Source organism: Streptomyces lydicus (genome assembly GCF_004125265.1).
GTDB classification, from domain to species: domain Bacteria; phylum Actinomycetota; class Actinomycetes; order Streptomycetales; family Streptomycetaceae; genus Streptomyces; species Streptomyces lydicus_C.
In genome coordinates this window covers 3,759,657-3,780,557 of record NZ_RDTE01000003.1, presented here as the reverse complement: position 1 = coordinate 3,780,557, position 20,901 = coordinate 3,759,657, and the positions used below count along the sequence as shown (strand labels likewise).

The following is a 20,901-nucleotide window of genomic DNA, read 5'->3' as shown; positions in this document are numbered from 1 at the left end:
GGTGAAGCACTCGTGAGGGAGGCGGCGATGGCCTGGCCGACCGCGGAGGTCGCCCGGATGTCGGGTGTGACGGCTCGGACACTGCGGCACTACGACGAGATCGGTCTGCTGCCGCCCGCCTGGATCGGTACCAACGGCCACCGCTACTACGAGGAAGGCGAGCTGCTGCGCTTGCAGCAGCTCCTCGTACTGCGGGCGCTGGGCCTGGGGCTGCCCGAGATCGGCAGGGTTCTGGCCTCGCAGGTCGACGAGGTGGAGGCCCTGCGGGGCCACCACCGCCGCCTGCTCGCCGAGCGCGACCGGCTCGATGCCCTGGCCGGCACCGTCGCCCGCACGATCACCGAACTGGAGCATTCCAGGAGGGACGGCAGACCCATGACCATCAACCGACCGGAGAACCTCTTCGAGGGAATCCAGCCCGCCCAGTACCAGGCGACCCTGCACGACTTCCCCGAGCTGGCCGAGGCGATCGACCGGCACAACGCGAAGCTGAGCGACACCGAGATCGAGGCCGGACAGCGCGAGCGCACGGCCCAGATGATCCGGCTGGCCGAGCTGATGGCCGCGGGCACCCCGGCCGACGCCGAACCCGTGCAGGCCGAGATCGACGCCCAGTACCGGGCACTCACCGGGATCCGCGCCGTATCCACCGAGGAGTACCGCGCGTTGGGACGTTCCTGCGTGGAGAACGAGCCGTGGCGCGCGGCGTACGAGTCGATCGCGCCGGGCCTGGCCGCCTACCAGCGGGACGCCATCCTGGCGTACGCCACGACCCGGCTGAGCTGAGCGAACCGGGCCGCCGCCACGGGAACGGCCCGCGGCGGCGGCCCCGCGGTGTGAACCGGCCGGATGTTGCGGTCGCGGTTTACTTCACGACCGTGATCCGGTCCGCCTTCGGCGGGGTGAGGGGGGTGTCGGCCGAGGAGTGGGCGGTCAGGTAGCCGGTGAAGGCGTCGAGGTCGGAGGGGCCGACGTACTTGTTCTTGCCGTCCTTGAAGGCGGCGAAGCCGTCACCGCCGCCGGCCAGGAACTCGTTCATCGCGACGCGGTAGGTCTTGGCGGGGTCGAGGGCGGCGCCGTTCAGCTTGACGGAGTCCTTGACGACGCGGTCGGCGCCCTTCTTGGTCATGTCGAGGGTGTAGGTGAGGCCCCGGGAGATCTGGAGGATTTTCGGGGAGGCCTCGTTGGGGCCGCTGACCTGCTGCTGGAGTGCGGTGAGGAGCTGGGCGCCGGTGAGGTCGACGACGTTCATCATGTTGGTGAAGGGCTGGACGGTGAAGGCCTCCCCGTAGGTGACGACCCCGTCGCCCTCCGAGCCGGACGCCTTGAAGGCGAGGTCGGAGCGCACCCCGCCGGGGTTCATCAGGGCGAGCTGGGCACCGCCCTTGCCGTCCGCCTTGGTGGCTTCCAGCTGGGCGTCGGCGATGACATCGCCGAGCGGTGACTCGGGGGCGCCGGCGCCGCGGCCCGCGATATCGGCGGAGATATGGCCGACGGGGCGGGCCGCGACCGGTGCGGCCAGCTTGTTCCAGCGGGTGATCAGCGACGTCATGTCCGCGGCCTTGGGCTGGGTGCGGTCGACGACGTGGTTGACCGCGCCGGGTGCCTTGACGCTGGTCCGCACGATGTCGCGGGTGCGGCGGTCGTAGGTCAGCGTGGTGTCGGTGTAGAGCTTGCCGTAGGACGCGGCGGAGGTGACGGTGCGCGGCCGGCCGGACGGGTCCGGGATGGTGCAGGCGTACGCCTGGTGGGTGTGGCCGGTGACCAGCGCGTCGACCGCCGGGGTGACGTGCTTGGCGATGTCGGTGATCGGGCCGGAGATGCCGTCGCCGGGGCCTGGGCTGTCGCAGTGGTAGTTGTAGGAGGTGGAGGCGGGCAGGCCGCCCTCGTGGATGAGCGCGACGATCGACTTCACGCCCTGCTTGTTCAGCACCTTGGCGTACTTGTTGATCGTCTCGACCTCGTCGTGGAACTTCAGGCCCTTGACGCCGTTGGCGCTGACGATGTCCGGGGTGCCCTCCAGCGTCACCCCGATGAAGCCGATCCTGACGCCCTTGTGCTTCCAGACGGTGTACGGCTTGAGCAGCGGCTTGCCGGTCTTCTCGTCCGTGACATTGGCGGCGAGGTAGGGGAAGTCCGCGCCCCGGAACTTCTTGCCCTTCTCGTAGCAGCCGTCCTTGGGGTGGCAGCCGCCCTTCTGGAGGCGGGTCAACTCGGCCCGGCCCTCGTCGAATTCGTGGTTGCCGACCGAGGTGACGTCGAGGCCCAGCTTGTTCATCGCCTCGATGGTCGGCTCGTCGTGGAACAGCCCGGACAGCAGCGGGCTGGCCCCGACCAGGTCGCCGGCCGCGGCGGTGACCGAGTAGGGGTGGCCCTTACGGGCCGTCCGCAGGGACTGCGCCAGGTACTCCGCGCCGCCCGCCGGGATGCTCTTCTTGCTGCCGTCCGGCTGGGCCTCCTCGACCGTGCCGGAGGAGCCCTGCGGCGGTTCGAGATTGCCGTGGAAGTCGTTGAAGGAGAGCAGCTGCACATCGACGGTGCGGTCGGTGCGGGCGGCGTGGCCGGCGTGTCCGGTGTCGGCCCCGGCGGGCAGGGCGGTGGCGGTGAGCCCGGCGGCGGCCAGTACGGCGGCGCCGATCGTCAATCTTCGCAGGGCGCGGCTCCGTTGCGGTGTCGCTGGCATGTGTTCCCCTCCTGGATGGTCCTGAGCGGACGGCAGCTTATTGTCGACGCGCGTAGTGCAACAGGGGTTGCCGGGTGACGAGCTGGTTGCCGCGCGGGTGACGATCCGGTGCCGGGGAGGACGGGGAGAAGGCGGGGGAACGTGGAGGGTGCCCCTGGGGGGAGGCGGTGGCACTCCTCCGGGAGCATGGGGGTGCCCCTACGGGAAAGCGGCGGCGCTCCTCCGGGAAGGGGGGCGCCTCTCCGGGGAGCGTGGGGGCTGCCACTCCGGGAACCTAGGTGGTACCCCTCCGGGAACGCGGGTGGTGCCCCGCCGGGAACCCGACTGGGTCGTACGCTTCACACATGACTGACGCTGCACAGGAGATGGGCCGGGCCGGCCGCCGGATCCAGGTGGTCGACGAGCTCGCGCCGGAAGAGGCCACGGCCGTCGCCGAGCTGATCGAGCGGGCGGCCCGTACGGACGGGCAGCCCGCCGTGTCCGAGCAGGGGCGGCTGCAGCTGCGCGGGGGCCCGCGCCCCGGCGTACGCCATGTGCTGCTGTACCTGCGTGGCGACGAGGCCGAGGAGCTGGTCGCGTACGGGCAGCTGGAGGACACCGACCCGGTGGAGGCACCGGCCGCCGAGCTGGTGGTGCACCCGGGCTACCGGGGCCGCGGGCACGGCCGGGCGCTGGGCAGCGAGCTGCTGGAGCAGTCCGGGCGCCGGCTGCGGGTCTGGGCCCACGGCGGGCATCCGGCAGCCCGGCATCTCGCCCAGACCCTGGGGCTGACGATGTTCCGGGAGCTGCGCCAGATGCGGCGCTCGCTGACGGACCTGGAGCTGCCGGAGCCGGTGCTCCCCGAGGGGGTGTCCCTGCGGACCTTCCAGCCCGGCACCGACGACGAGGCCTGGCTGGAGGTGAACGCGGAGGCCTTTGCCCACCACCCGGAGCAGGGTTCGCTGATCCAGCGCGATCTGGACGACCGCAAGGGCGAGGCGTGGTTCGACCCGAAGGGCTTCTTCCTGGCGGAGAAGGACGGCCGGCTGGTCGGCTTCCACTGGACCAAGGTGCACGCCGACGAGGGCCTGGGCGAGGTCTATGTACTCGGGGTCCGCCCGGGTGCCCAGGGCGGCGGCCTGGGCAAGGCGCTGACCTCGGTGGGGCTGCGGCATCTGGCCGGTCAGGGCCTGCCGACGGCGATGCTGTACGTGGACGCGGACAACGCGGCGGCGGTGAGCGTGTACGAGCGGATGGGGTTCGCCACGCACGAGACGGATCTGATGTACCGCTCGGAGACGTGAGACGGGGCGGAGACATGAGGGAGACATGAGAGGGGCGGAGAGGCGAGGCCGCTCGGAGACGTGAGTTCGGACGGCGGGTGAGCGCGCGGCATACGACCGCTCACCTGCACCAACATGCAGCGGGGCGGGCCCACCAGGGTCCGCCCCGCTGTGTCATTGCCGGTGTGTCATGCCGGCGCGCGCCCTTCCGCCCCGCCGTGTCATCGCTGCCGCGCGCGCTCTTCCTGCCCCGCCCGCTCTTCCCGCTGCGCCCGCTCTTCCTGCTGCGCCCGCCACTCGCGCGCCAGCATCGCGTAGACGACCTCGTCGGCCCATTCCCCGTCGAGGAACTGGTTCTCCCGCAGATGGCCTTCCCGGCGCATCCCCAGCCGTTCCAGCAACCGGGCGGAGGCGGTGTTGCGCCCGTCCAACTCGGCCTGGATGCGGTGCAGGTGCAGTTCCTCGAAGCCCAGCTTCAGCAGCGCCCGGCTCGCCTCGGTGGCGTAGCCGTGGCCGGCGTGGTCGGGGTGGAAGACGTAGCCGATGCCGCCCTGGCGGTGGGTGCGGCTGTTCCAGACGAAGGTGACGTCGCCGACCAGGGTGCCGCTCTCGCGGACGACGACGGCGAGCTGGAGGACGTCGCCGGACTCGCGCAGCACGGTGCGGGTGGTCTTGGCGGTGACGGAGGCCCGGGAACCGGCCTCGTCGAGGGGGCCCCAGTAGAGGTAGCGGCAGACCTCGGGGCGGCGCTGGTAGGCGTGGATCGCGGCGAAATCGTCGTGGATGACCGGGCGCAGATCCAGGCGTTCGGTGCGTATCGGGTAGTCGGGGGTGTACGGCAGCGGCGGCGTCACGGGCGCGGGAAGCGGGGGCACACCGGCAGCGTAGGCAGCGGAGGTTGACAGGCGCAGCCCTATTCCCCCACCCTTTCACTACTTAATTAGTGGAATGGCTCAGGGGGCGAGTGATGCGGCCAGTGGGTGTGGGTGCGGGCGAGGTGGCCGGCCGGGCCTCGGGGCGCACCGCCGTGGAGGCGATCGGCCTCGGCCGGCGCCACCGCCGCCGCTGGGCCCTGCGCGACTGCACCTTCCGGCTGCCGGCCGGCCGTATCTGCGCGCTGGTCGGACCCGGCGGCGCCGGAAAGAGCACCCTGCTCTCGCTCGTCTCCGGCCTGACCCGCCCCAGCGAGGGGGTCGTACGGATCGACGGCGAGGGCCCGGCCGGCGCCGCGGTCCGCGCCCGGACCGCCCATGTCACCCAGGGCAAGCCGCTCTATCCGCGGCTGACGGTCGCCGAGACGCTGCGGATGGGTCGCGCCCTCAACCCCGGCCGCTGGAACGAGGCGTGCGCCGAACGGATCGTCCGGGAGGGCCGACTGCCCCTCGACGCCCGGGCCGGCGCCCTCTCCCCCGGGCAGCGCACCTGTCTCGGGCTCGCCCTGGCCTTCGCCAGGAGCCCCGAACTCCTGCTCCTCGACGAGCCGTTGGCCGGGCTCGACCCGATCGCCCGGCACCGGTTCACCGCACTGCTGCTGGCCCAGGCCGCCGAGCACGGCACCACCGTCGTGCTGTCGTCGGACCTGCTCGCCGAGCTCGACGGGGTCTGTGACCACCTGCTGCTCCTGGGCGGCGGCCGGGTGCGGCTCGCGGGCGAGGTCGATGACGTCATCGGGGCGCACGCCCTGGTGATGGGGGCGCACCGGGACGGCGCGCTGCCGCCCGCGATCGCGGCGCACACGGTCGTCGAGACCCAGATGTCAGGGCGTCATTTCACCACCGTCGTACGGCGGAAGGGCCCGGTCGCCGCCGGGCCCTGGGAGACCGCGGACCCGTCCCTGGAGGAACTTCTGCTGGCTTATCTGCGCGCGCCTGATGCGCCTGACTCGCCCGACGCGCCCGCGCTGATCGTGCCGAGTGCGGAGCCGGTCCCGGCGCGGCGCCGCCGTCGGCCCGGCAGCAATCCGGGGATCCCCGGGATGCCGCGCAACGGACCGCCCCGCCCGGCAGGCCGTACGGGCGGAATCAGCGGAGGGAGCGCATGGAGCGCAGGGGGCGGAGGGAGCGGAGGGAGCGCATGGAGCGCAGGGGGCGGAGGGAGCGGAGGGAGCGCATGGAGCGGATGGAACAACCCGCCGGGCGGCGCGGCGGGCACACGGTACGACCACCACAGCGGCAAGGGAGCGGCAGCATGACCACCACGGCACACCCCGGCACGAACGGGCGCGGCACAGCAGGCGGCCCGGGCGGGACCCGGGAGGCGGGCCTGCCACCGCTGAAGGGTCTCGTCTGGCTGGTGTGGCGCCAGCACCGGCTGGTCTTCGGCGTGCTGCTGGCCGCGGCGGCCGGCGGCGCGATCTGGTGCGCGGTGCTGCGCGGCCAGATGGCCTCCTTCATCGACGCCCACCACATCGCCGGCTGCTCGCAGATCTCCCTCGATCCGCGCTGCGCCCACACCCAGGAGGCGGTCACCACCTTCCGCGATACCTACGGCTCGTCCCTGCGGCTCGTCGAAGTGGGCCTGGTGCTGCTGCCCGCCCTGGTCGGGCTGTTCCTCGGCGCCCCGCTGATCGCCCGCGAGCTGGAGGCCGGTACCCACAAGCTCGTCCTGACCCAGTCGGTCGGCCCGCTGCGCTGGCTGGCGGCGAAGATCTGCCTGCCCGCGCTGGTCGTCCTGACCGCCACCACGGGGCTCTCGCTGGCCTGCAGCTGGCTGTGGCAGGTCGCCGGCGACGAGGTCTCCGGCTTCTACTGGTACTCGACCCTCGGCTTCCTCGCGCTCGGCCCGGTGCCGGTCGCCTACTCCCTGCTGGCCCTGGCGGTCGGCGCACTGGCCGGTCTGCTGCTGCGCCGTACGGTGCTGTCGATGGGCGTCACGCTCGCCGCCTTGGTGGCGCTGCAGGTGGTGCTGTCCCAGCTCAGGCCCTATCTGCTGCCGGTCGTGACGACCAAGTTCCCGAACAGCCGCCCGGCCCAGCTGCCGGACGACGCCTGGCTCGTCGGCCAGGGCAACTACACCCGCTCCGGCGACCTGCTGCCCGACACCCCGTGCGATCCGTCCCCCGGCTTCCAGGCCTGTATGCGGCAGCACGACGTGGCCGGCCAGTACATGGACCACCACCCGGCGTCGCACCACTGGCCGCTGGCGTGGATCGAGGCCGGGATCGTGCTGGCGGTGGCGGCGGTGCTGACGGTGATCGCCTTCCGGGTGATGCGGCGCCGGCACGGCTGAACCGGGCGCATGGGCCTACGGGCCTACGGGCCTACGGGCGCATGGGGCCACAGGCCCACGGGCCTACGGGCCCACGGCCGCCTCTCGCCGCGGTGCCCGTCGTGAGGCCCCGCCGCAGCCGCCCCGCAACCCGGGCGGCACCATGCGTGTGACAAAGGCAGCCCCGGGGGAAGCACAGGGGGGCGCGCCCCGGCGGCGGCCCCCGGGCCCGGCTCCCGGGGCACACCGCCGCAGGAGCCGCCCGGCCGCGGCTCCTGGGCCCGGCGGTCCTGTCAACGGCCCGCAGCCGCCCCGGCCCTCGCCCAACGCCGTGGAGTAGCACCCCGCTTGCCTGGCCGCCATGTCCGCGTTACCGGCGATTCAACGTCGCTTGCGAGCATCGGTGAATGCAGCCCGCTGTGCCGAACGGCCCCCACCCGAGGCTCCATCTCGCGCCGCCGCCTCCCTCTGACGCGCCTGGAACCCCCCGGACGCGGAAGAATAGGTTCATGAACCAGCAGCCCAGCGCTCAGGCACAGGCCCAGCCCGAGGTGCCCACCCCGCAGCCCCCGCGCGCTGCGGCGCCCTCGGCCCAGCCTTCCGTGGGTTCCATCGCCGCGCACCGCCCGCAGGCGGTCCGGGGCACGGTGCCCGGCCTGGAGCCCGACCTGGACGCCGATCCCGACGCGTACGAGGACGAGGGCGTGGTCGGCGCGGACGGCGAGGAACTGCCCAGCGGCCGGTTCCTGGACCGTGAGCGCAGCTGGCTGGCCTTCAACGAGCGGGTGCTCGAACTGGCCGAGGACCCGGCCACCCCGCTACTCGAACGGGCTAACTTCCTGGCGATTTTCGCCAGCAACCTGGACGAGTTCTTCATGGTCAGGGTGGCCGGACTCAAGCGACGGATAGCCACCGGCGTCGCCACCCGCTCCGCGTCCGGCCTCCAGCCCCGCGAGGTGCTGGACCTGATCTGGACCCGCTCGCGCGAACTCATGGCCCGGCACGCCGCCTGCTTCCAGCAGGACATCGCCCCCGAGCTCGCCGACCAGGGCATTCATCTGATCCGCTGGCCCGAGCTGACCGAGAAGGAGCAGGCCCGCCTGTTCACCCTCTTCCGCCAGCAGATCTTCCCGGTGCTCACCCCCCTGGCGGTGGACCCGGCCCACCCCTTCCCGTACATCTCCGGCCTCTCGCTGAACCTGGCCGTCGTCGTACGCAACCCGGTCAGCGGCCACGACCACTTCGCCCGGGTCAAGGTGCCACCGCTGCTCTCCCGCTTCCTGGAGGCCTCCCCACAGCGCTACGTCCCCATCGAGGACGTCATCGCCGCCCACCTGGAGGAGCTGTTCCCCGGCATGGAGGTGCGGGCGCACCACATGTTCCGGGTGACCCGCAACGAGGACCTGGAGGTCGAGGAGGACGACGCGGAGAACCTTCTCCAGGCCCTGGAGAAGGAGCTGATGCGGCGCCGCTTCGGACCGCCGGTCCGCCTGGAGGTCGAGGAGTCCATCGACCCGGCGGTGCTCGATCTGCTCGTCCAGGAGCTGAAGATCTCCGATGCCGAGGTCTATCCGCTGCCCGGCCCGCTGGACCTGACCGGCCTCTTCGGGATCGGCGCGCTGGACCGGCCCGAGCTCAAGTACCCCAAGTTCGTCGCCGGCACCCACCGTGACCTCGCCGAGGTGGAATCGGCGTCCGCGCCGGACATCTTCGCCGCCCTGCGCGCCCGCGACGTCCTCCTCCACCACCCCTACGACTCCTTCTCCACCTCGGTGCAGGCGTTCCTGGAGCAGGCCGCCGCCGACCCGGACGTCCTCGCCATCAAGCAGACGCTCTACCGCACCTCCGGCGACTCGCCGATCGTGGACGCCCTGATAGACGCCGCGGAATCCGGCAAGCAGGTCCTCGTCCTCGTCGAGATCAAGGCCCGCTTCGATGAACAGGCCAACATCAAGTGGGCGCGCAAGCTGGAGGAGTCCGGCTGCCATGTCGTCTACGGGCTGGTCGGCCTCAAGACGCACTCCAAGCTCTCGCTCGTCGTCCGCCAGGAAGGCGAGATGCTGCGCCGCTACTCCCATGTGGGGACCGGCAACTACCACCCCAAGACGGCCCGGCTCTACGAGGACCTGGGCCTGCTGACCGCCGACCCGCAGGTGGGCGCCGACCTCTCCGACCTCTTCAACCGGCTCTCCGGCTACTCACGCCGCGAGACCTACCGCCGTCTCCTGGTCGCCCCCAAGTCCCTGCGGGACGGCCTGATACAGCGCATCAACAAGGAGATCGCCGGGCAGCGGGCGGGCGGTCCCGCCTACGTCCGCATCAAGGTCAACTCGATGGTCGACGAGGCCGTCATCGACGCGCTCTACCGAGCCTCCCAGGCCGGCGTCCCGGTCGACATCTGGGTACGCGGCATCTGCGCGCTGCGCCCCGGGGTCACCGGCCTGAGCGAGAACATCCGCGTCCGCAGCATCCTCGGCCGCTTCCTGGAGCACTCCCGGGTCTTCATCTTCGGCAACGGCGGCGAGCCCGAAGTATGGCTGGGCAGCGCCGACATGATGCACCGCAACCTCGACCGCCGGATCGAGGCGCTGGTACGGGTCACCGACCCGGCGCACCGCGCCTCCCTCAACCGGATGCTGGAGACGGGGATGTCGGACACCACGTCCTCCTGGCACCTCGGCCAGGACGGCGACTGGACCCGGCATGCGGCGGACGCGGACGGCGCGCCGCTGCGCAACATTCAAGAAATGCTCATCGACGCCCGGAGGCGCCGGCGTGGCCCAGCGACATGACCAGCCGACCGGAGGGCCCGCGGGTCTCCTCGGCACCGGATACGAGCCCGGCCCAGCGCCCGGCGCCCGTGCGGCAGTGGTGGACGGCCCGAACCCAGGAGCGGGCGGCCCGTACCCAGGAGCCGGCGGCACACCACGGCCGGACGACGCGAGCCGCGGCCGGGACGGCGCGGCGCACCGGCCGCTCATGACTCACGACGTCGCCCACGACTCCGCAGGCGACGGCCGGGGCGTGGGCACGGGACCCCGAGCCGGCACCGGACGCGGCAGCGGGGTCGATCCCGGAACCGACCCTGGTACCGCCCCCGGAATCGGTCCCGGAACCGACTTCGACGCCGCCCTGGCCGGGCGTACGGCCGAGGAAGTCCTCGCCGGCTATCTGCACCAGCAGTCGGCGGAATTCCTGCGCAGCCTGCGCCTGCACCGGGAGAGCGGTTCGGATGCGGAGGGCGCCGGCGAGGCCGCCCGCCAGCTGCGCCGCGCCGCCCGCCGGATCAGCGCCACCCTGCACACCTTCCGCCCGCTGACCGAGGAGGTCTGGGCCGACCAGCTCACCACCGAACTGGGCTGGCTGTCCGGCGCACTGGCCCGCGAACAGGTCTGCGCCGCACGCCGCGAGCGGCTGATGACCGCACTGCAACGACTGACCGGCCGCACCGACCGGAACGACCGTGGCGATCGGGGCGATCGGGGCGACCGCCAGGGCAGGCCGGACCGCAGCAAGCGGGGCGACCGCACGACCACGGGCCGCCCCGCCACGGGCTCCGCCACCGGCCCCGCCGCCCTGACCACCGCGTCGTCCGCGACGTCCGCCACGCCTTCGGCCACCACCTCGGCCACCACGTCCGCCACCACATCCGCCGCGAGTTCCGCCACCGACCCGGATCCCGACGGCGCCCTGGCGGCCGGTGCGGCACGGGCCGGGGCCCTGCTGGACCGCCAGCTCACCCTCGCCCGCACCCGCGCCCACACCGCCGCGCTGCAGGCCCTGGGCTCCACCCGCTTCCACGCCGTCGCCGACTCCGTGGCGGTACTGGCCTCCGAGGCGCCGCTCGCCCGTACGACCACCGAGCTGCCCGCCGCCGAGGCACTGCCGCCACTCGCCGAGCAGGCCCACCGCCGGCTCGCGGAGGCGGTCGCCGCACTGCCGCTGTCCCGCGCCGGATACCCGTACAACGCCGCCGCGCTCGCCGCCGACCAGCGCCAGGACGCGCCCTGGCACCAGGTCCGGCTGCTGGTGCGACTGAGCCGCTACGCCCGGGAGGTGCTGGCGCCGGAGTACGCCGACTTCCGGCTGGCGGAGGCCGGCCGGGCGCTGGAGTGGCACCGCGACGCCGCGGAGGCCGCCGCCGCTGCCGCCGCCGCGGCCCGCACCCCCCGGATCACCCCGGCCACGGCGTACGCCCTCGGAGTGCTGCACGCCGACCAGCGACACGAGGTGGAGGCGGCCCGCTTCGCCTTCGGCCGCGTGTGGCTGCCCCGGACACCGGAACGGGCGAACTGAGAACGCAGGAAGGCGCAGAGGAAGCGCAGAGGAAACGCAGAGAAGGGCCGAGAAGCCGGAGAGAAGCGCAGAAGAATCGTACGGACGGCTGAGAACACGGAGTGGGCCGAAGGAGCGGCAGACGCAGAGGGGTGATCAGAGGGGTGATCATGTGACAGTGCCTCAGAAGCCAATTCGAGCGGCGGGATGCGTCCTGTGGCGTCGCGCCCACTCCGAGGACGGGCTGGAGATCGCGCTCGTCCACCGCCCCAAGTACGACGACTGGTCCCACCCCAAGGGCAAGCTGAAACGTGGCGAGGACCCGCTGGCCGGCGCGGTGCGCGAGGTGGCGGAGGAGACCGGTATGCAGTGCCGCCCCGGAGCCCCGCTGCCCACCGCCTTCTACCTCGCGGGCGGCCGCCCCAAGCAGGTCCGCTACTGGGCGGCAGAAGCGGTCGCCGGAGCCTTCACCCCGAACAGCGAGGTCGACCGCATGGTCTGGCTCTCGCCCGCCGACGCCCGCCTCCGCCTCACCCAGGAACGGGACCGTCCCCTGGTGGACGCCTTGCTCGCGGCGCTGCATCTGGCGTGATGCCCGAGCACCGTCCGCGATTCGGGGAGGCCGCCCGCCCGCCCGCTCGCAAATCACCGATCCCGACTGCCCCGGATATACGGGGCAGCCGGGATCAACAGGAATTTACCGGAATTCACGGAATTCACCGGAATTAACCGGGGTCAATCAGCCCGCGCGGACACGGGCGAATTGCTCCCGCTGACTACACCCCACCGGGCTTGGAAGCCGTGCACCCGGGGTCCGTGGAATCCGTGGTGCATTTTGCGATGACGCTGTGCACGTTGTCGACGCCCTCCACCGGCATGGTGACGGTCATGTGGTGTGTCCACGTCGACCCGACATCGTTGCTGAGTGTCCAGTCGCCGGTGGTCGTCTTGAGCGCCAAGGCTCGCGCCAACCACGCTGTCTGGCCGGGCGGAACATCAATGGTGTAACTGGTTCCCGATGCCTCGGTGGTGGTCTGAGTTTCCGTCCAGGTGTGTTGGTATCCGAGCTGGACGTCGGATTTCAGTGGGCTCTTGGCCTCTGATCCCGGTCCGATCGTGACATTGACGCCGAGGGTGTCCGTTTGGCTGACCATGTCCGCCGAGGACTGCGTCCAGTTCATGGAGCAGCTCAGGTTACCGCCGGAAGGCCCGCTGGAGTTCGTGCAGACGGGAGAGGAGTTCTGCTGGTCACTCGATGTGGAAACGAGCTGGTAGGGCCCGAGGTGGGCGGGCTGGGAGTCGTCGGTGATGGTGTACGAACTCGCCGTGATGACGCCGGATCCCTTGTCGCGCTGGGTCAACGCGTACTGCGTCGCCAGATCGTCGAGGGTCGGGCCGCTCGCACCGTCACCGGGGGCCGCGGTCGCGGTCCACTGCTCATTGGTGGCGCCCCCGCCGGCGCCCACTCCATCGGCGCAGCCAACGGAATTCATCTGGAGGGCGGCACCGCCGGCGTAGGGGGAGGCGTACTGGTCCCAGTGCGACGTGATGCATTCGTCGTTGTCGACGCGCCGGATCAGGTAGGTGTTGGCCGGGGTGTTGTTGACCGGCTGGGCGTAGAACAGCTGCTTCTGGTCCGTGGCATCGCAGGTGACGTTCATGGTGAGGTAGCCATTGTCGTCAATTTCGACGCAGCCGCTCTTGCTGGGGATGTTGTTGGCGATCTGGAAGCTGCCGTCGTTGTCGGGGCTGGGCTTGAAGCTCCACTGATCGCTCGGCACCGTGCCCTTGTCCGAGGGCCGCAGGACGACGTCGTTGCTGTCCGACGAGCCGTCATTCAGCAGGTCAACGGCACCATTCGGGTTCCCGGTAACCGCTATCCCGGAGACATCGTGCTGCACGGCGGCGATGGTCATGCACCCGGTGTTGGAACTCTTGTCACACGAGGGGTCTTCTGCATGAGCGGGCGCGGTGGCCAGCAGTGACAGCGGAATGGTGAGTGCGACCGCCAGGAACGCAGGAATTCTTCGCGTCGCACTTCGCGGGACTTGTTCAGTGGGCATGAGCCACTTCCCCTTCGTTTTTTCTTCGTGTTTCCGGCACTGCGACCACCTGGCGCTGAGCCGGGTCAGGTGCCCCCGAGCGGACCCTGAGCGGACCCTGAGCGGACCCTGAGCGGTACTCGCGGCACGGCCTCCAGCCCCAAGCCGAAGACCCTGGCCGGACACCGGTTCACCCCGTGCTCCCGGGCCACCGTGGCGGCATCAACGTAGGCGCGGGCAGCCGGAGGTACATCCACCATCTGAGGGAGATAGTTCGCGATTCAAGTGCCGGACGGTATGCGTTCAGCGCAGCTCCAGGCCGAGTTCCCCCTGCGCAGCACGGTCGCCTGTTCGGGCGTGGTGGAAACGAAGTGGAACAAAGGCGGGGCGGACCGCCTCACGCTTCGCCGTGGGGAGGTTGTCCTCCGAGACGTCGCGAGGGCCCTCCCCGGGTGTGCGGGAAGGGCCCTCGGCTGTACGTGTACGGGGTCAGATGGCCTGCCCCTTGGCGTACTCCACGAAGTGAGCCCACTGCGGGGCGGGGAAGGCGAGCGCCGGGCCGTTCAGGTTCTTGCTGTCCCGAACGGGCACGACACCGTGGGCCGCCGCGTGCTCCGGTGCCCACTCGATGCACTGTCCGCCGTTTTCGCTGTACGAGGATTTGACCCATCGGAGGGGTTCGGTCACGGGGTGCCCTTTCGTAGCTGATTGATCATGGCCACGGACGCCGCTTGAGAGGGGGCGTCGGCCTGTAGCTGATGGTAGGCCGTCAGTATGGGCAGCACCGAGGTGCTTTCCCGCTCAAGATGGCCCCGTTGAGACGACTCCGCGTACGACATGAGCGAGCGATCCGGCAGCGTCAGCACCGTGATCGGCAGGCTGAACGGGCGGCGCTCTCCCATGTCGAACGGGGCGACGTGGAGAACCGTGTTCGGCAACTCGGCGAACTCGAGCAGCCGCGCCAACTGCGCGTCCATGATGGCGGATCCGCCGATGGGTCGACGGATGCAGCTCTCGTCCAGCACCACGAAGACCAGCGGCGAGGGCGTACGAACCAGTTTCGCCTGCCGTTCCGCCACGAGTGACATCCGCTCGTGCGCCTGCTCGGGCGTGATCGCTCCGCGCTTGACGGCGCTCTCGACGATTACGGACGCGTATTCCGGTGTCTGGAGCAGGCCAGGAATGACGCCCACTTCGTACAACCGGATCTCCGCCGCCCGGCCCTCGTGGCTGACGTACTCCGGGAAGCCTTCCAACAGGCTGCCGTGCCGGATCTCGCGCCACTGACGTTCGAAGGTGTCCACGGTGCCTTCGATGCCGAATGCTCGGTCGGCACTGCGCGAAAAGCGCAAAGTCGGGGGCTTGCGACCAGTTTCGACCGCTGACACGTGCGTACTGGAGTACCCCAGCCGCTCGGCAAGCTCCTCTTGTGTCCAGCCGCGTGCTTCCCGCGAGCTGCGTAGACGCGCCCCGAACGCTTCCCGAGGGCTGTGGTCCGGCGTCAACTCCTTGCGATTCAACGAGCTTTCACCAACGCTTCCTCCTCCTCTAACAGGTTGAACAGCTTCCGACTCTAGGTCAGTCTGAGCCGCCCTGGTAGTGGAATGACTACAGAGAGGAGTCGGCGTTGAGCCGGAAAGGCACTCCCCCCGATCCCCCCACTCCCACCGCTCAGCACCCCAGCGACGCGGACGACCCGACCGGCGGGCCCGTGCCCCTGCCCGTGGACGGCTGCGTGCCCAACAGCCCTGCTGCCGACGACGATCCGGAGCACGAGCGGGCCGCCGGCAACGACAACGACAGCGACCGCGAAAACGACAGCGAAGCCTTGACCCGCCTTCGCGCACGCATGCATCAGGACTACGCGCGGTGGCAGCAGTACGGACCGCTGGGGCGGTCGCTGTGAGCTGCGACGAGTGCCGGAGGCTGCGCGCCGAACTGGCAGCTGCCGTGAGGAACGGCGACAAGTCGAAGGCCGTCGACTGCCGTGTGTTGCTGCGGCGGCATCCTCAGCACGACGGAGTGCCGGTGGAGAGCGAGGCGGAGCAGTGGGGCTCCCGGCCGTAGCGACCACCACCGCCGACCCCTTCGCGGGCACGCCGTACGAGAACAGCCCTCAAGGGCCATGGACTCCGCACGGGGGTGCGCTGGACGTGAAGTCCGGTGTGGTCTACATCCCCCGCCCCGGTTCCCTGGATCCGGACGACAGACCCCTCCGCCACCGGCGTGGACGGGGCGTCACTCCGCTTATGGGCCGGGCCGGGCCCGAACCGGGCCGAGCCCGGCAAGAGAGAGGAGATCGCGCAATGATCGCGCCCACCGAAACGACCGAGACCGACACCGAGACCAAGAGCGACACCGAGACCGACACCGCGCCCGAACGGCGTGCCCTCGCCGACCGGCTGGAGAAGGCCGGAGTCCTCACCACTCCCGCATGGCGCGCGGCGGTGGAAGCCGTACCGCGTGAGCTGTTCCTGCACCCTGGAGTGTTCCTGCCCGAGGAGGGCGGCCGGTGGCGGCCGGTGACCGCACTCGGGTCCGATCCGGCCGAGTGGGCACAGATCGCCTACAGCGACCGGTCCCTGACCACACAGCTCGACGGACACCTGACCGCCGACCAGGTCAGCGCTCCGGTGACGGGCTCGCCCACGTCGTCGTCCACCGCCCCGGTCACCGTGCTGGACATGATCGAGCGCCTGGAGGCCGACGCCGGACACCGCGTGCTGGAGATCGGCACGGGCACCGGCTATTCCGCGGCCCTGATGTGTCACCGGCTCGGTGCGGACAACGTGACGACGGTGGAGGTTGACCCCGCCGTGTCGGCCCGCGCGGACGCCGCGTTGAAGACGGCCGGATTCGAGACGTGGACCGTGACCGGGGACGGGCTGCTCGGCCACCCCCGCCGCGCCCCGTACGACCGTGTCATCGCCACCTGCGCCGTCCGCCGGATCCCCTACACCTGGATCAGGCAGACCGAGCCGGGCGGCATCATCCTGGCCACCGTCGGCGGCTCCTGGGGCTACGGCACGGGCCTGGCCAAGGTCGTCGTGGGCGCGGACGGCACCGCCGAGGGAAGGATCACCGGCCGCTCCTCCTTCATGCAGGCACGCTCCCAGGCCGCACCGCCGGTCTCCGGAGATCTGTCCGCCCGCGCGGCCTACGCCGACAGCGAGCGGCAGGCAGACTTTCCGCCCACCCTGCTGGAAGAGTGGATGCCCGCTTTCCTCGCCCAGCTCGCCGCGCCGGGGGCTCAGTTCGTCCGCGCTACAACACCCGAAGGTGGCCGGCTCCTGTACGTCTTTGATCCGGAGCGCGAGTCCTTCGCCGAGTTCAGCGGCGCCGGCGATGCCTGGACGGTCCGCCAGGGCGGCCCCGTGGCCCTGTGGGACGACGTCGAACGGGCTCTGGCCTCATGGCAGAACGCGGGCCGCCCCGACATTTCCGCCGTACGGCTCCACATCACGGACACGTCCCACACGTACTGGATCGAGGACGCCCCGTTGCTCATCTGGCAGCACCGTCTCGCGTGAGCGACGGCTGAGCGACGGCTGAGCGAGCCCACGTATCTCCCGCACCGGGGCGTGTCCGGAGGGTCGCCAGTGGCCGCGGGTGGCGGAATCACCGACTTCGCCGGGCTCCCGTCGGGAGGATGGAGGAAGCGTTTGACTACATGATCGGGGTCTCTATGAGTCTGTCGGGGCAGATACTTCCGCTGGTGGGTGTTGCATTGGGGGCTGTCGCATCGTTCCTGGTGAGCAGCTTGAACGATCGGGCACGGTGGCGGCGTGAGCAGTCCGTGCGCTGGGACGGGCGGCGCCTGGACGCCTATGCCGAGTACATCCACGCGGTGAAAGAGCTCGCGGGCCGCTATCAGAGCATCGCTGCGGGTCGCGGGCTCGTGACCGGTCCCGCGCCGCTGGAGCTGACCGCCGAGGTGCTTGCCGAGCTCGGCTCGGCTGAGGCCCGCCGTTCCGCGCTGGGAGAGACCTGCGAATTGCTTGGAGACACGGACACGAATACCGCGTCCAAGACACTGAACCACTGCCTGTGGCGGCTGGAACACCTGGCGCGCGGTGTGCCGATGGAAGCCGAACAGAGCTGGGATCAGGCGTACGCGGAGTTCAGAGACGCCCAGCGGCGGTACCTCGAATACGCACGGGCCAGTCTGGGGGTGACCGGCCCGGTCAACCAGGACGTCACCTGGCCTTTGGCCTGGCGCCCGGTGACCCGATCGTCACGCACCGAGTGATGAGCCTGCCGGTCTCGCCGTTCGGGGAGGGGATGTTGTGCTCGATCTGGCGGCGTCGCACCAGGAGACCCGTGTCGGCGATATCCCGCACATCGTTCGGTGCTACCTGAAAGCAGCTCCGAACGAGAAGGTCACCGCCGACCAGGTATCTGCCGCTCACCCCGCCGTCGCCTCCGGAGTTCAGCACATCGTCGACGAGTACGAGTACGAGTACGAGGGCGAGTACGAGAACGGCAACCCATCGAGGTTGTCGTGGCCCACGCCGGCTCTCGTGCCGGTGCGGGGACCGGCCGCAACGAGGGTCGGCGCGGAGGATTTTTTCCCGTCAACCCGTTAGTCGCACCGGCAGGCGGGGGAAACGGCTGGTGGGCCTATTTCATGGGTTTACACTGCCTGCATGGCACAGAAAGTAATCACCATCTTCACGGACGACCTCACGGGCGAAGAGTCCACCGAGGCCGCCACGCACACGCTTTCTCTTGACGGTGTGACTTACGAGATCGATTTGAGTCCGGACAGCTACGACCAGCTGCTCGAAGCGGTTGGACCGTTCTTGAAGGCCGGTCGCAAGACCGGGAAGGGCCGTAAGCCGCGTAAGGCGGCGGCCAGCAATGAGGACACCGCCGCGATCCGGGCCTGGGCCAAGTCGAGCGGCTACAACGTCAGCGACCGTGGGCGGGTGCCCGCTGAGATTCGTGAGGCTTACCAAAAGGCCAAGTGAATTTTTTGGATAAACCGGAAGCCCCTCGCCGCGTGTGAGGGGCTTCTTTGTGTCCGGTTCCGGCGAGGCGGCTGCCTGCCCGTAGCGGGCGGCGGCCCGGCGTCGCGGGGGAAATGGAAAGGAACAATCAAGAAGCCATTCTTTTCCGGGGACAATCCGAGCGTCGCCGCCGCTGCGGTGCATTGTGGGACAGAAGGAGAGATGAGGGAGGGGAGGTGAGGGGGGAGCCGGCGGCCTGGGGGGGCGCCGGAACCGCCCGTTCCGCTGTGCGTCGCATACTGGACCGATGCTGCACGCGGAAATCGAGATCAGCTCGTTCCTCAAGGTGCGCCGGGCGGCGCTCGACCCGGCGGAGCTCGGCCTGCCCGACGGGATCAACCGCCGCCGGGTGCGCGGCCTGCGGCGCGAGGAGGTCGCGCAGCTCGCCGGCATCAGCGTCGACTACTACACCCGGATCGAACAGGGCCGCGCGCCCGCCATCTCCGACTCCGTCCTGGACGCGATCGCACGGGCGCTGCGGCTTTCCGACGGCGAGGTGACGTATCTGCGCAATATCGCGGCACCCCGGCGCCGCCCGGCGGACTGCGTCGCAGGCCCGGGCCCGGACGGCGGCCCGTGCACCGTCCCCCGGCAGACCGTGCGCCCCGAGGTCCAGCGGCTCCTGGACGCGATGGGGACCACCGTCCCGGCCGTGGTCCTCGGCCGCGGCCTGGACTTCCTGGCCTGGAACACGCTCGGCGGCCGGATCGCCTTCGACCTCCCGGCGCTCGCCCCGGACCGGCGCAATGCCGCGCTGCTGGTCTTCCTCGACCCGGCGGCGCGAGCCCTGCACGCGGACTGGGAGGCGAAGGCCATGGAGGTGGTCGGCAATCTGCGCGCCGACAGCGGGCGGCACCCCGAGGACCCGCGGGTCTGCGACGTGGTCAACGAACTCCTCGCGCACAGCCGGGACTTCCGCCGTCTCTGGGAGACGCAGTCGGTGTACGAGTGCCTGCGCGGCACCAAGACCCTCCTGCACCCGCACGTCGGCGAACTGGTCCTCACCTTCGAGAGCTTCCGGCTGAGCGCCGACCCGGACCAGGTGCTGGTGACGTATGCGGCCGCGCGGGGGGCGAAGACGGAGGGGCGGCTGCGGGAGCTGGGGGCACTCGGGGACCCGGTGCTGACGGCGTAGCGAAGGCCGCGCCCCTGACCGTTGGCCATGCTGCCGCCCGCCTCAGCGGACGGCGTTTCCCACCGGGCCTCTCGCCGCGCTCGCGGCCGGGCTCGTCACCGTCCTCCCCACCGCACTCCGCACCCCACTTCCCCTGGGCGCGAGCGCCTCCCATCGCACCGTGACCTCCCCCTGTCGCCGGCGCCGCGGGTCACCGGTCAGCGGCCAGTCCGTGGCCAGGGCCTGTACGGCGGCGCGCCACCGCTGGCGGGCGCCGAGCGCGCCGAGCGGGGCGGCGGTGGCCCAGGCGCGGTCGAAGTCCCGGAGGAAGGCGTGCACCGGCTCGCCCGGCACATTGCGGTGGATCAGCGCCTTGGGGAGGCGTTCTGCCAGGTCAGAGGGGGTATGGAGGGTGCTGAGGCGGGCGGCGAAGGTGACCGTGCGCGGGCCCTCGGGGCCCAGCGCCACCCAGACGTGCCGACGCCCTATCTCGTCGCAGGTGCCCTCGACCAGCAGCCCGCCGGGCGCGAGCCGTGCGCAGAGCCGTTGCCACACGGCGGCCACCTCGTCCTCGTCGTACTGCCGCAGCACATTCGCGGCCCGGATGAGGACCGGTGCGCGCTTGCGCTGCCCCGGCAGCGGCACCTCGAAGCCGCCGTGGAGGAAATCCAGCCCCGCCCGCTCGTACGGCCGGGCGGCCTCGACCCGCGCCGGATCTATCTCTATGCCGACGACCCGGGCGTCCGGGCGCACCGTCCGCAGCCGGCCCAGCAGTTCCACCGCGGTCCAGGGCGCGGCGCCGTAGCCGAGATCGACCGCCACGGGGTCGGCGGCGCGGCGCAGCGCGGCGCCGTGCTCGGCGGCTATCCAGCGGTCCATGCGGCGCAGCCGGTTGGGGTTGGTGGTCCCGCGGGTGGCGTTTCCGACGGGCCGGGACTGCCCGGGTGCAGGCCGGGACTGCGCGGATACGGACCGGGAGCGCCCGGACACGGACCGGGACTGCCCGGGGATCAGGGCGGCGGCGGAGCCGGGGGAAACGGGAGAGATGGGAGAGACGGGGGAAGCAAGGGAGTGGGGGGAGACGCTGGGGCGGCGGGCCATGCCTTCGAGGGTATGGGGTGGCGGCGGGAAGGCCGCCCGCCGCGGCACCTACGGCCCCCGCCTCGCCGCGGCACCTACGGCCCCCGCCTCGCCGCGGCACCTACGGCCCCCGCCTCGCCGCGGCACCTACGGCCCCCGCCTCGCCGCGGCACCTACGGCCCCCGCCTCGCCGCGGCACCCACGGCCCTCGCTTGGTCACGCTTTGGCA

General features: G+C 71.1%; 20 protein-coding genes. 14 read left to right on the top strand and 6 right to left on the bottom strand.

The annotated features are described in order from the left end of the window. The first annotated feature begins 27 nt into the window (after positions 1-27). Complete coding sequence (locus tag D9V36_RS18925) at positions 28-786, top strand: MerR family transcriptional regulator (protein ID WP_129294827.1); 759 nt, start codon at positions 28-30, stop codon at positions 784-786. 79 nt (positions 787-865) lie between these two features. Here D9V36_RS18925 and D9V36_RS18920 read toward each other — a convergent pair whose 3' ends face one another. Then, positions 866-2,683 (bottom strand): bifunctional metallophosphatase/5'-nucleotidase, encoded by a 1,818-nt coding sequence (locus D9V36_RS18920; protein ID WP_129294826.1) that lies wholly within the window; start codon positions 2,681-2,683, stop codon positions 866-868. 344 nt (positions 2,684-3,027) lie between these two features. Here D9V36_RS18920 and mshD point away from each other — a divergent pair, with 344 nt between their 5' ends. After that, a complete protein-coding gene (gene mshD / locus D9V36_RS18915) occupies positions 3,028-3,966 on the top strand; it encodes a mycothiol synthase (RefSeq protein WP_241720931.1) in 939 nt (312 codons plus the stop codon). A gap of 200 nt (positions 3,967-4,166) precedes the next feature. Here mshD and D9V36_RS18910 read toward each other — a convergent pair whose 3' ends face one another. Further along, positions 4,167-4,820 carry a GNAT family N-acetyltransferase gene (locus D9V36_RS18910; protein WP_129294825.1) on the bottom strand — a complete coding sequence of 218 codons (654 nt, stop codon included), beginning with the start codon at positions 4,818-4,820 and terminating at the stop codon, positions 4,167-4,169. A gap of 92 nt (positions 4,821-4,912) precedes the next feature. Here D9V36_RS18910 and D9V36_RS18905 point away from each other — a divergent pair, with 92 nt between their 5' ends. The 5 genes from D9V36_RS18905 (at position 4,913) to D9V36_RS18885 (ending at position 12,019) form a co-directional block, all read left to right on the top strand. After that, positions 4,913-6,136, top strand: a complete 1,224-nt coding sequence (locus D9V36_RS18905) for an ABC transporter ATP-binding protein (RefSeq protein WP_347239720.1) — start codon at positions 4,913-4,915, stop codon at positions 6,134-6,136. Continuing rightward, on the top strand, positions 6,133-7,173 hold the full coding sequence (locus tag D9V36_RS18900) for an ABC transporter permease (protein ID WP_129294824.1): 1,041 nt from the start codon (positions 6,133-6,135) through the stop codon (positions 7,171-7,173). The genes D9V36_RS18905 and D9V36_RS18900 overlap by 4 nt, the downstream gene beginning before the upstream one ends. A 488-nt stretch (positions 7,174-7,661) precedes the next feature. Next, on the top strand, positions 7,662-9,944 hold the full coding sequence (locus D9V36_RS18895; RefSeq protein WP_164992980.1) for an RNA degradosome polyphosphate kinase: 2,283 nt from the start codon (positions 7,662-7,664) through the stop codon (positions 9,942-9,944). Between the two features lie 187 nt (positions 9,945-10,131). Beyond that, positions 10,132-11,448: a CHAD domain-containing protein gene (locus D9V36_RS18890; RefSeq protein WP_129294822.1), complete on the top strand. Its 1,317-nt coding sequence runs from the start codon at positions 10,132-10,134 to the stop codon at positions 11,446-11,448. A gap of 151 nt (positions 11,449-11,599) precedes the next feature. After that, the gene (locus tag D9V36_RS18885; RefSeq protein ID WP_129294821.1) at positions 11,600-12,019 is read left to right on the top strand and encodes an NUDIX hydrolase; all 420 of its coding nucleotides are present in this window, start codon (positions 11,600-11,602) and stop codon (positions 12,017-12,019) included. A gap of 184 nt (positions 12,020-12,203) precedes the next feature. On the opposite strand, the gene D9V36_RS18880 is transcribed toward D9V36_RS18885, so the two are convergent. The 3 genes from D9V36_RS18880 to D9V36_RS18870 all read right to left on the bottom strand — a co-directional run bounded on the left by D9V36_RS18880 (position 12,204) and on the right by D9V36_RS18870 (position 14,989). Continuing rightward, entirely contained in the window at positions 12,204-13,343 is a 1,140-nt protein-coding gene (locus D9V36_RS18880) for a hypothetical protein (RefSeq protein WP_164992979.1), read from the bottom strand. Positions 13,344-13,958: 615 nt separating this feature from the next. Beyond that, positions 13,959-14,156, bottom strand: a complete 198-nt coding sequence (locus tag D9V36_RS18875; protein WP_129294819.1) for a DUF397 domain-containing protein — start codon at positions 14,154-14,156, stop codon at positions 13,959-13,961. Beyond that, entirely contained in the window at positions 14,153-14,989 is an 837-nt protein-coding gene (locus D9V36_RS18870; RefSeq protein ID WP_129294818.1) for a helix-turn-helix domain-containing protein, read from the bottom strand. The genes D9V36_RS18875 and D9V36_RS18870 overlap by 4 nt, the downstream gene beginning before the upstream one ends. Positions 14,990-15,096: 107 nt before the next feature. Between D9V36_RS18870 and D9V36_RS18865 the strand changes: the two genes are divergently transcribed. The 7 genes from D9V36_RS18865 (at position 15,097) to D9V36_RS18835 (ending at position 19,613) form a co-directional block, all read left to right on the top strand. Then, on the top strand, positions 15,097-15,375 hold the full coding sequence (locus tag D9V36_RS18865; RefSeq protein ID WP_129294817.1) for a hypothetical protein: 279 nt from the start codon (positions 15,097-15,099) through the stop codon (positions 15,373-15,375). Continuing rightward, on the top strand, positions 15,372-15,536 hold the full coding sequence (locus tag D9V36_RS18860; RefSeq protein WP_241720930.1) for a hypothetical protein: 165 nt from the start codon (positions 15,372-15,374) through the stop codon (positions 15,534-15,536). The genes D9V36_RS18865 and D9V36_RS18860 overlap by 4 nt, the downstream gene beginning before the upstream one ends. Positions 15,537-15,775: 239 nt before the next feature. After that, the gene (gene tgmC, locus D9V36_RS18855) at positions 15,776-16,999 is read left to right on the top strand and encodes an ATP-grasp peptide maturase system methyltransferase (protein ID WP_129294815.1); all 1,224 of its coding nucleotides are present in this window, start codon (positions 15,776-15,778) and stop codon (positions 16,997-16,999) included. A gap of 119 nt (positions 17,000-17,118) precedes the next feature. Next, positions 17,119-17,718 carry a hypothetical protein gene (locus tag D9V36_RS18850; RefSeq protein WP_241720929.1) on the top strand — a complete coding sequence of 200 codons (600 nt, stop codon included), beginning with the start codon at positions 17,119-17,121 and terminating at the stop codon, positions 17,716-17,718. Between the two features lie 37 nt (positions 17,719-17,755). After that, positions 17,756-18,055, top strand: coding sequence for a hypothetical protein (locus D9V36_RS43075; protein ID WP_431357683.1), 300 nt, complete (start codon positions 17,756-17,758; stop codon positions 18,053-18,055). A gap of 60 nt (positions 18,056-18,115) precedes the next feature. Next, positions 18,116-18,439, top strand: coding sequence for a histone-like nucleoid-structuring protein Lsr2 (locus D9V36_RS18840; RefSeq protein WP_129294814.1), 324 nt, complete (start codon positions 18,116-18,118; stop codon positions 18,437-18,439). A gap of 286 nt (positions 18,440-18,725) precedes the next feature. Further along, positions 18,726-19,613: a helix-turn-helix domain-containing protein gene (locus D9V36_RS18835; RefSeq protein WP_129294813.1), complete on the top strand. Its 888-nt coding sequence runs from the start codon at positions 18,726-18,728 to the stop codon at positions 19,611-19,613. A gap of 42 nt (positions 19,614-19,655) precedes the next feature. Here D9V36_RS18835 and D9V36_RS18830 read toward each other — a convergent pair whose 3' ends face one another. Beyond that, positions 19,656-20,693, bottom strand: a complete 1,038-nt coding sequence (locus D9V36_RS18830) for a class I SAM-dependent methyltransferase (RefSeq protein ID WP_241720928.1) — start codon at positions 20,691-20,693, stop codon at positions 19,656-19,658. Positions 20,694-20,901: the final 208 nt, after the last annotated feature.

Coding starts and splice junctions, on each gene's coding strand:
- mshD (WP_241720931.1), top strand. CDS start 3,028: ATGACTGACGCTGCACAGGAGATGGGCCGGGCCGGCCGCCGGATCCAG.
- D9V36_RS18840 (WP_129294814.1), top strand. CDS start 18,116: ATGGCACAGAAAGTAATCACCATCTTCACGGACGACCTCACGGGCGAA.
- D9V36_RS18850 (WP_241720929.1), top strand. CDS start 17,119: ATGGAGGAAGCGTTTGACTACATGATCGGGGTCTCTATGAGTCTGTCG.
- D9V36_RS18900 (WP_129294824.1), top strand. CDS start 6,133: ATGACCACCACGGCACACCCCGGCACGAACGGGCGCGGCACAGCAGGC.
- D9V36_RS18920 (WP_129294826.1), bottom strand. CDS start 2,683: ATGCCAGCGACACCGCAACGGAGCCGCGCCCTGCGAAGATTGACGATC.
- D9V36_RS18880 (WP_164992979.1), bottom strand. CDS start 13,343: ATGACCATCGCCGCCGTGCAGCACGATGTCTCCGGGATAGCGGTTACC.
- D9V36_RS18835 (WP_129294813.1), top strand. CDS start 18,726: ATGCTGCACGCGGAAATCGAGATCAGCTCGTTCCTCAAGGTGCGCCGG.
- D9V36_RS18895 (WP_164992980.1), top strand. CDS start 7,662: ATGAACCAGCAGCCCAGCGCTCAGGCACAGGCCCAGCCCGAGGTGCCC.
- D9V36_RS18925 (WP_129294827.1), top strand. CDS start 28: ATGGCCTGGCCGACCGCGGAGGTCGCCCGGATGTCGGGTGTGACGGCT.
- D9V36_RS18890 (WP_129294822.1), top strand. CDS start 10,132: ATGACTCACGACGTCGCCCACGACTCCGCAGGCGACGGCCGGGGCGTG.
- tgmC (WP_129294815.1), top strand. CDS start 15,776: ATGATCGCGCCCACCGAAACGACCGAGACCGACACCGAGACCAAGAGC.
- D9V36_RS18830 (WP_241720928.1), bottom strand. CDS start 20,693: ATGGCCCGCCGCCCCAGCGTCTCCCCCCACTCCCTTGCTTCCCCCGTC.
- D9V36_RS18905 (WP_347239720.1), top strand. CDS start 4,913: ATGCGGCCAGTGGGTGTGGGTGCGGGCGAGGTGGCCGGCCGGGCCTCG.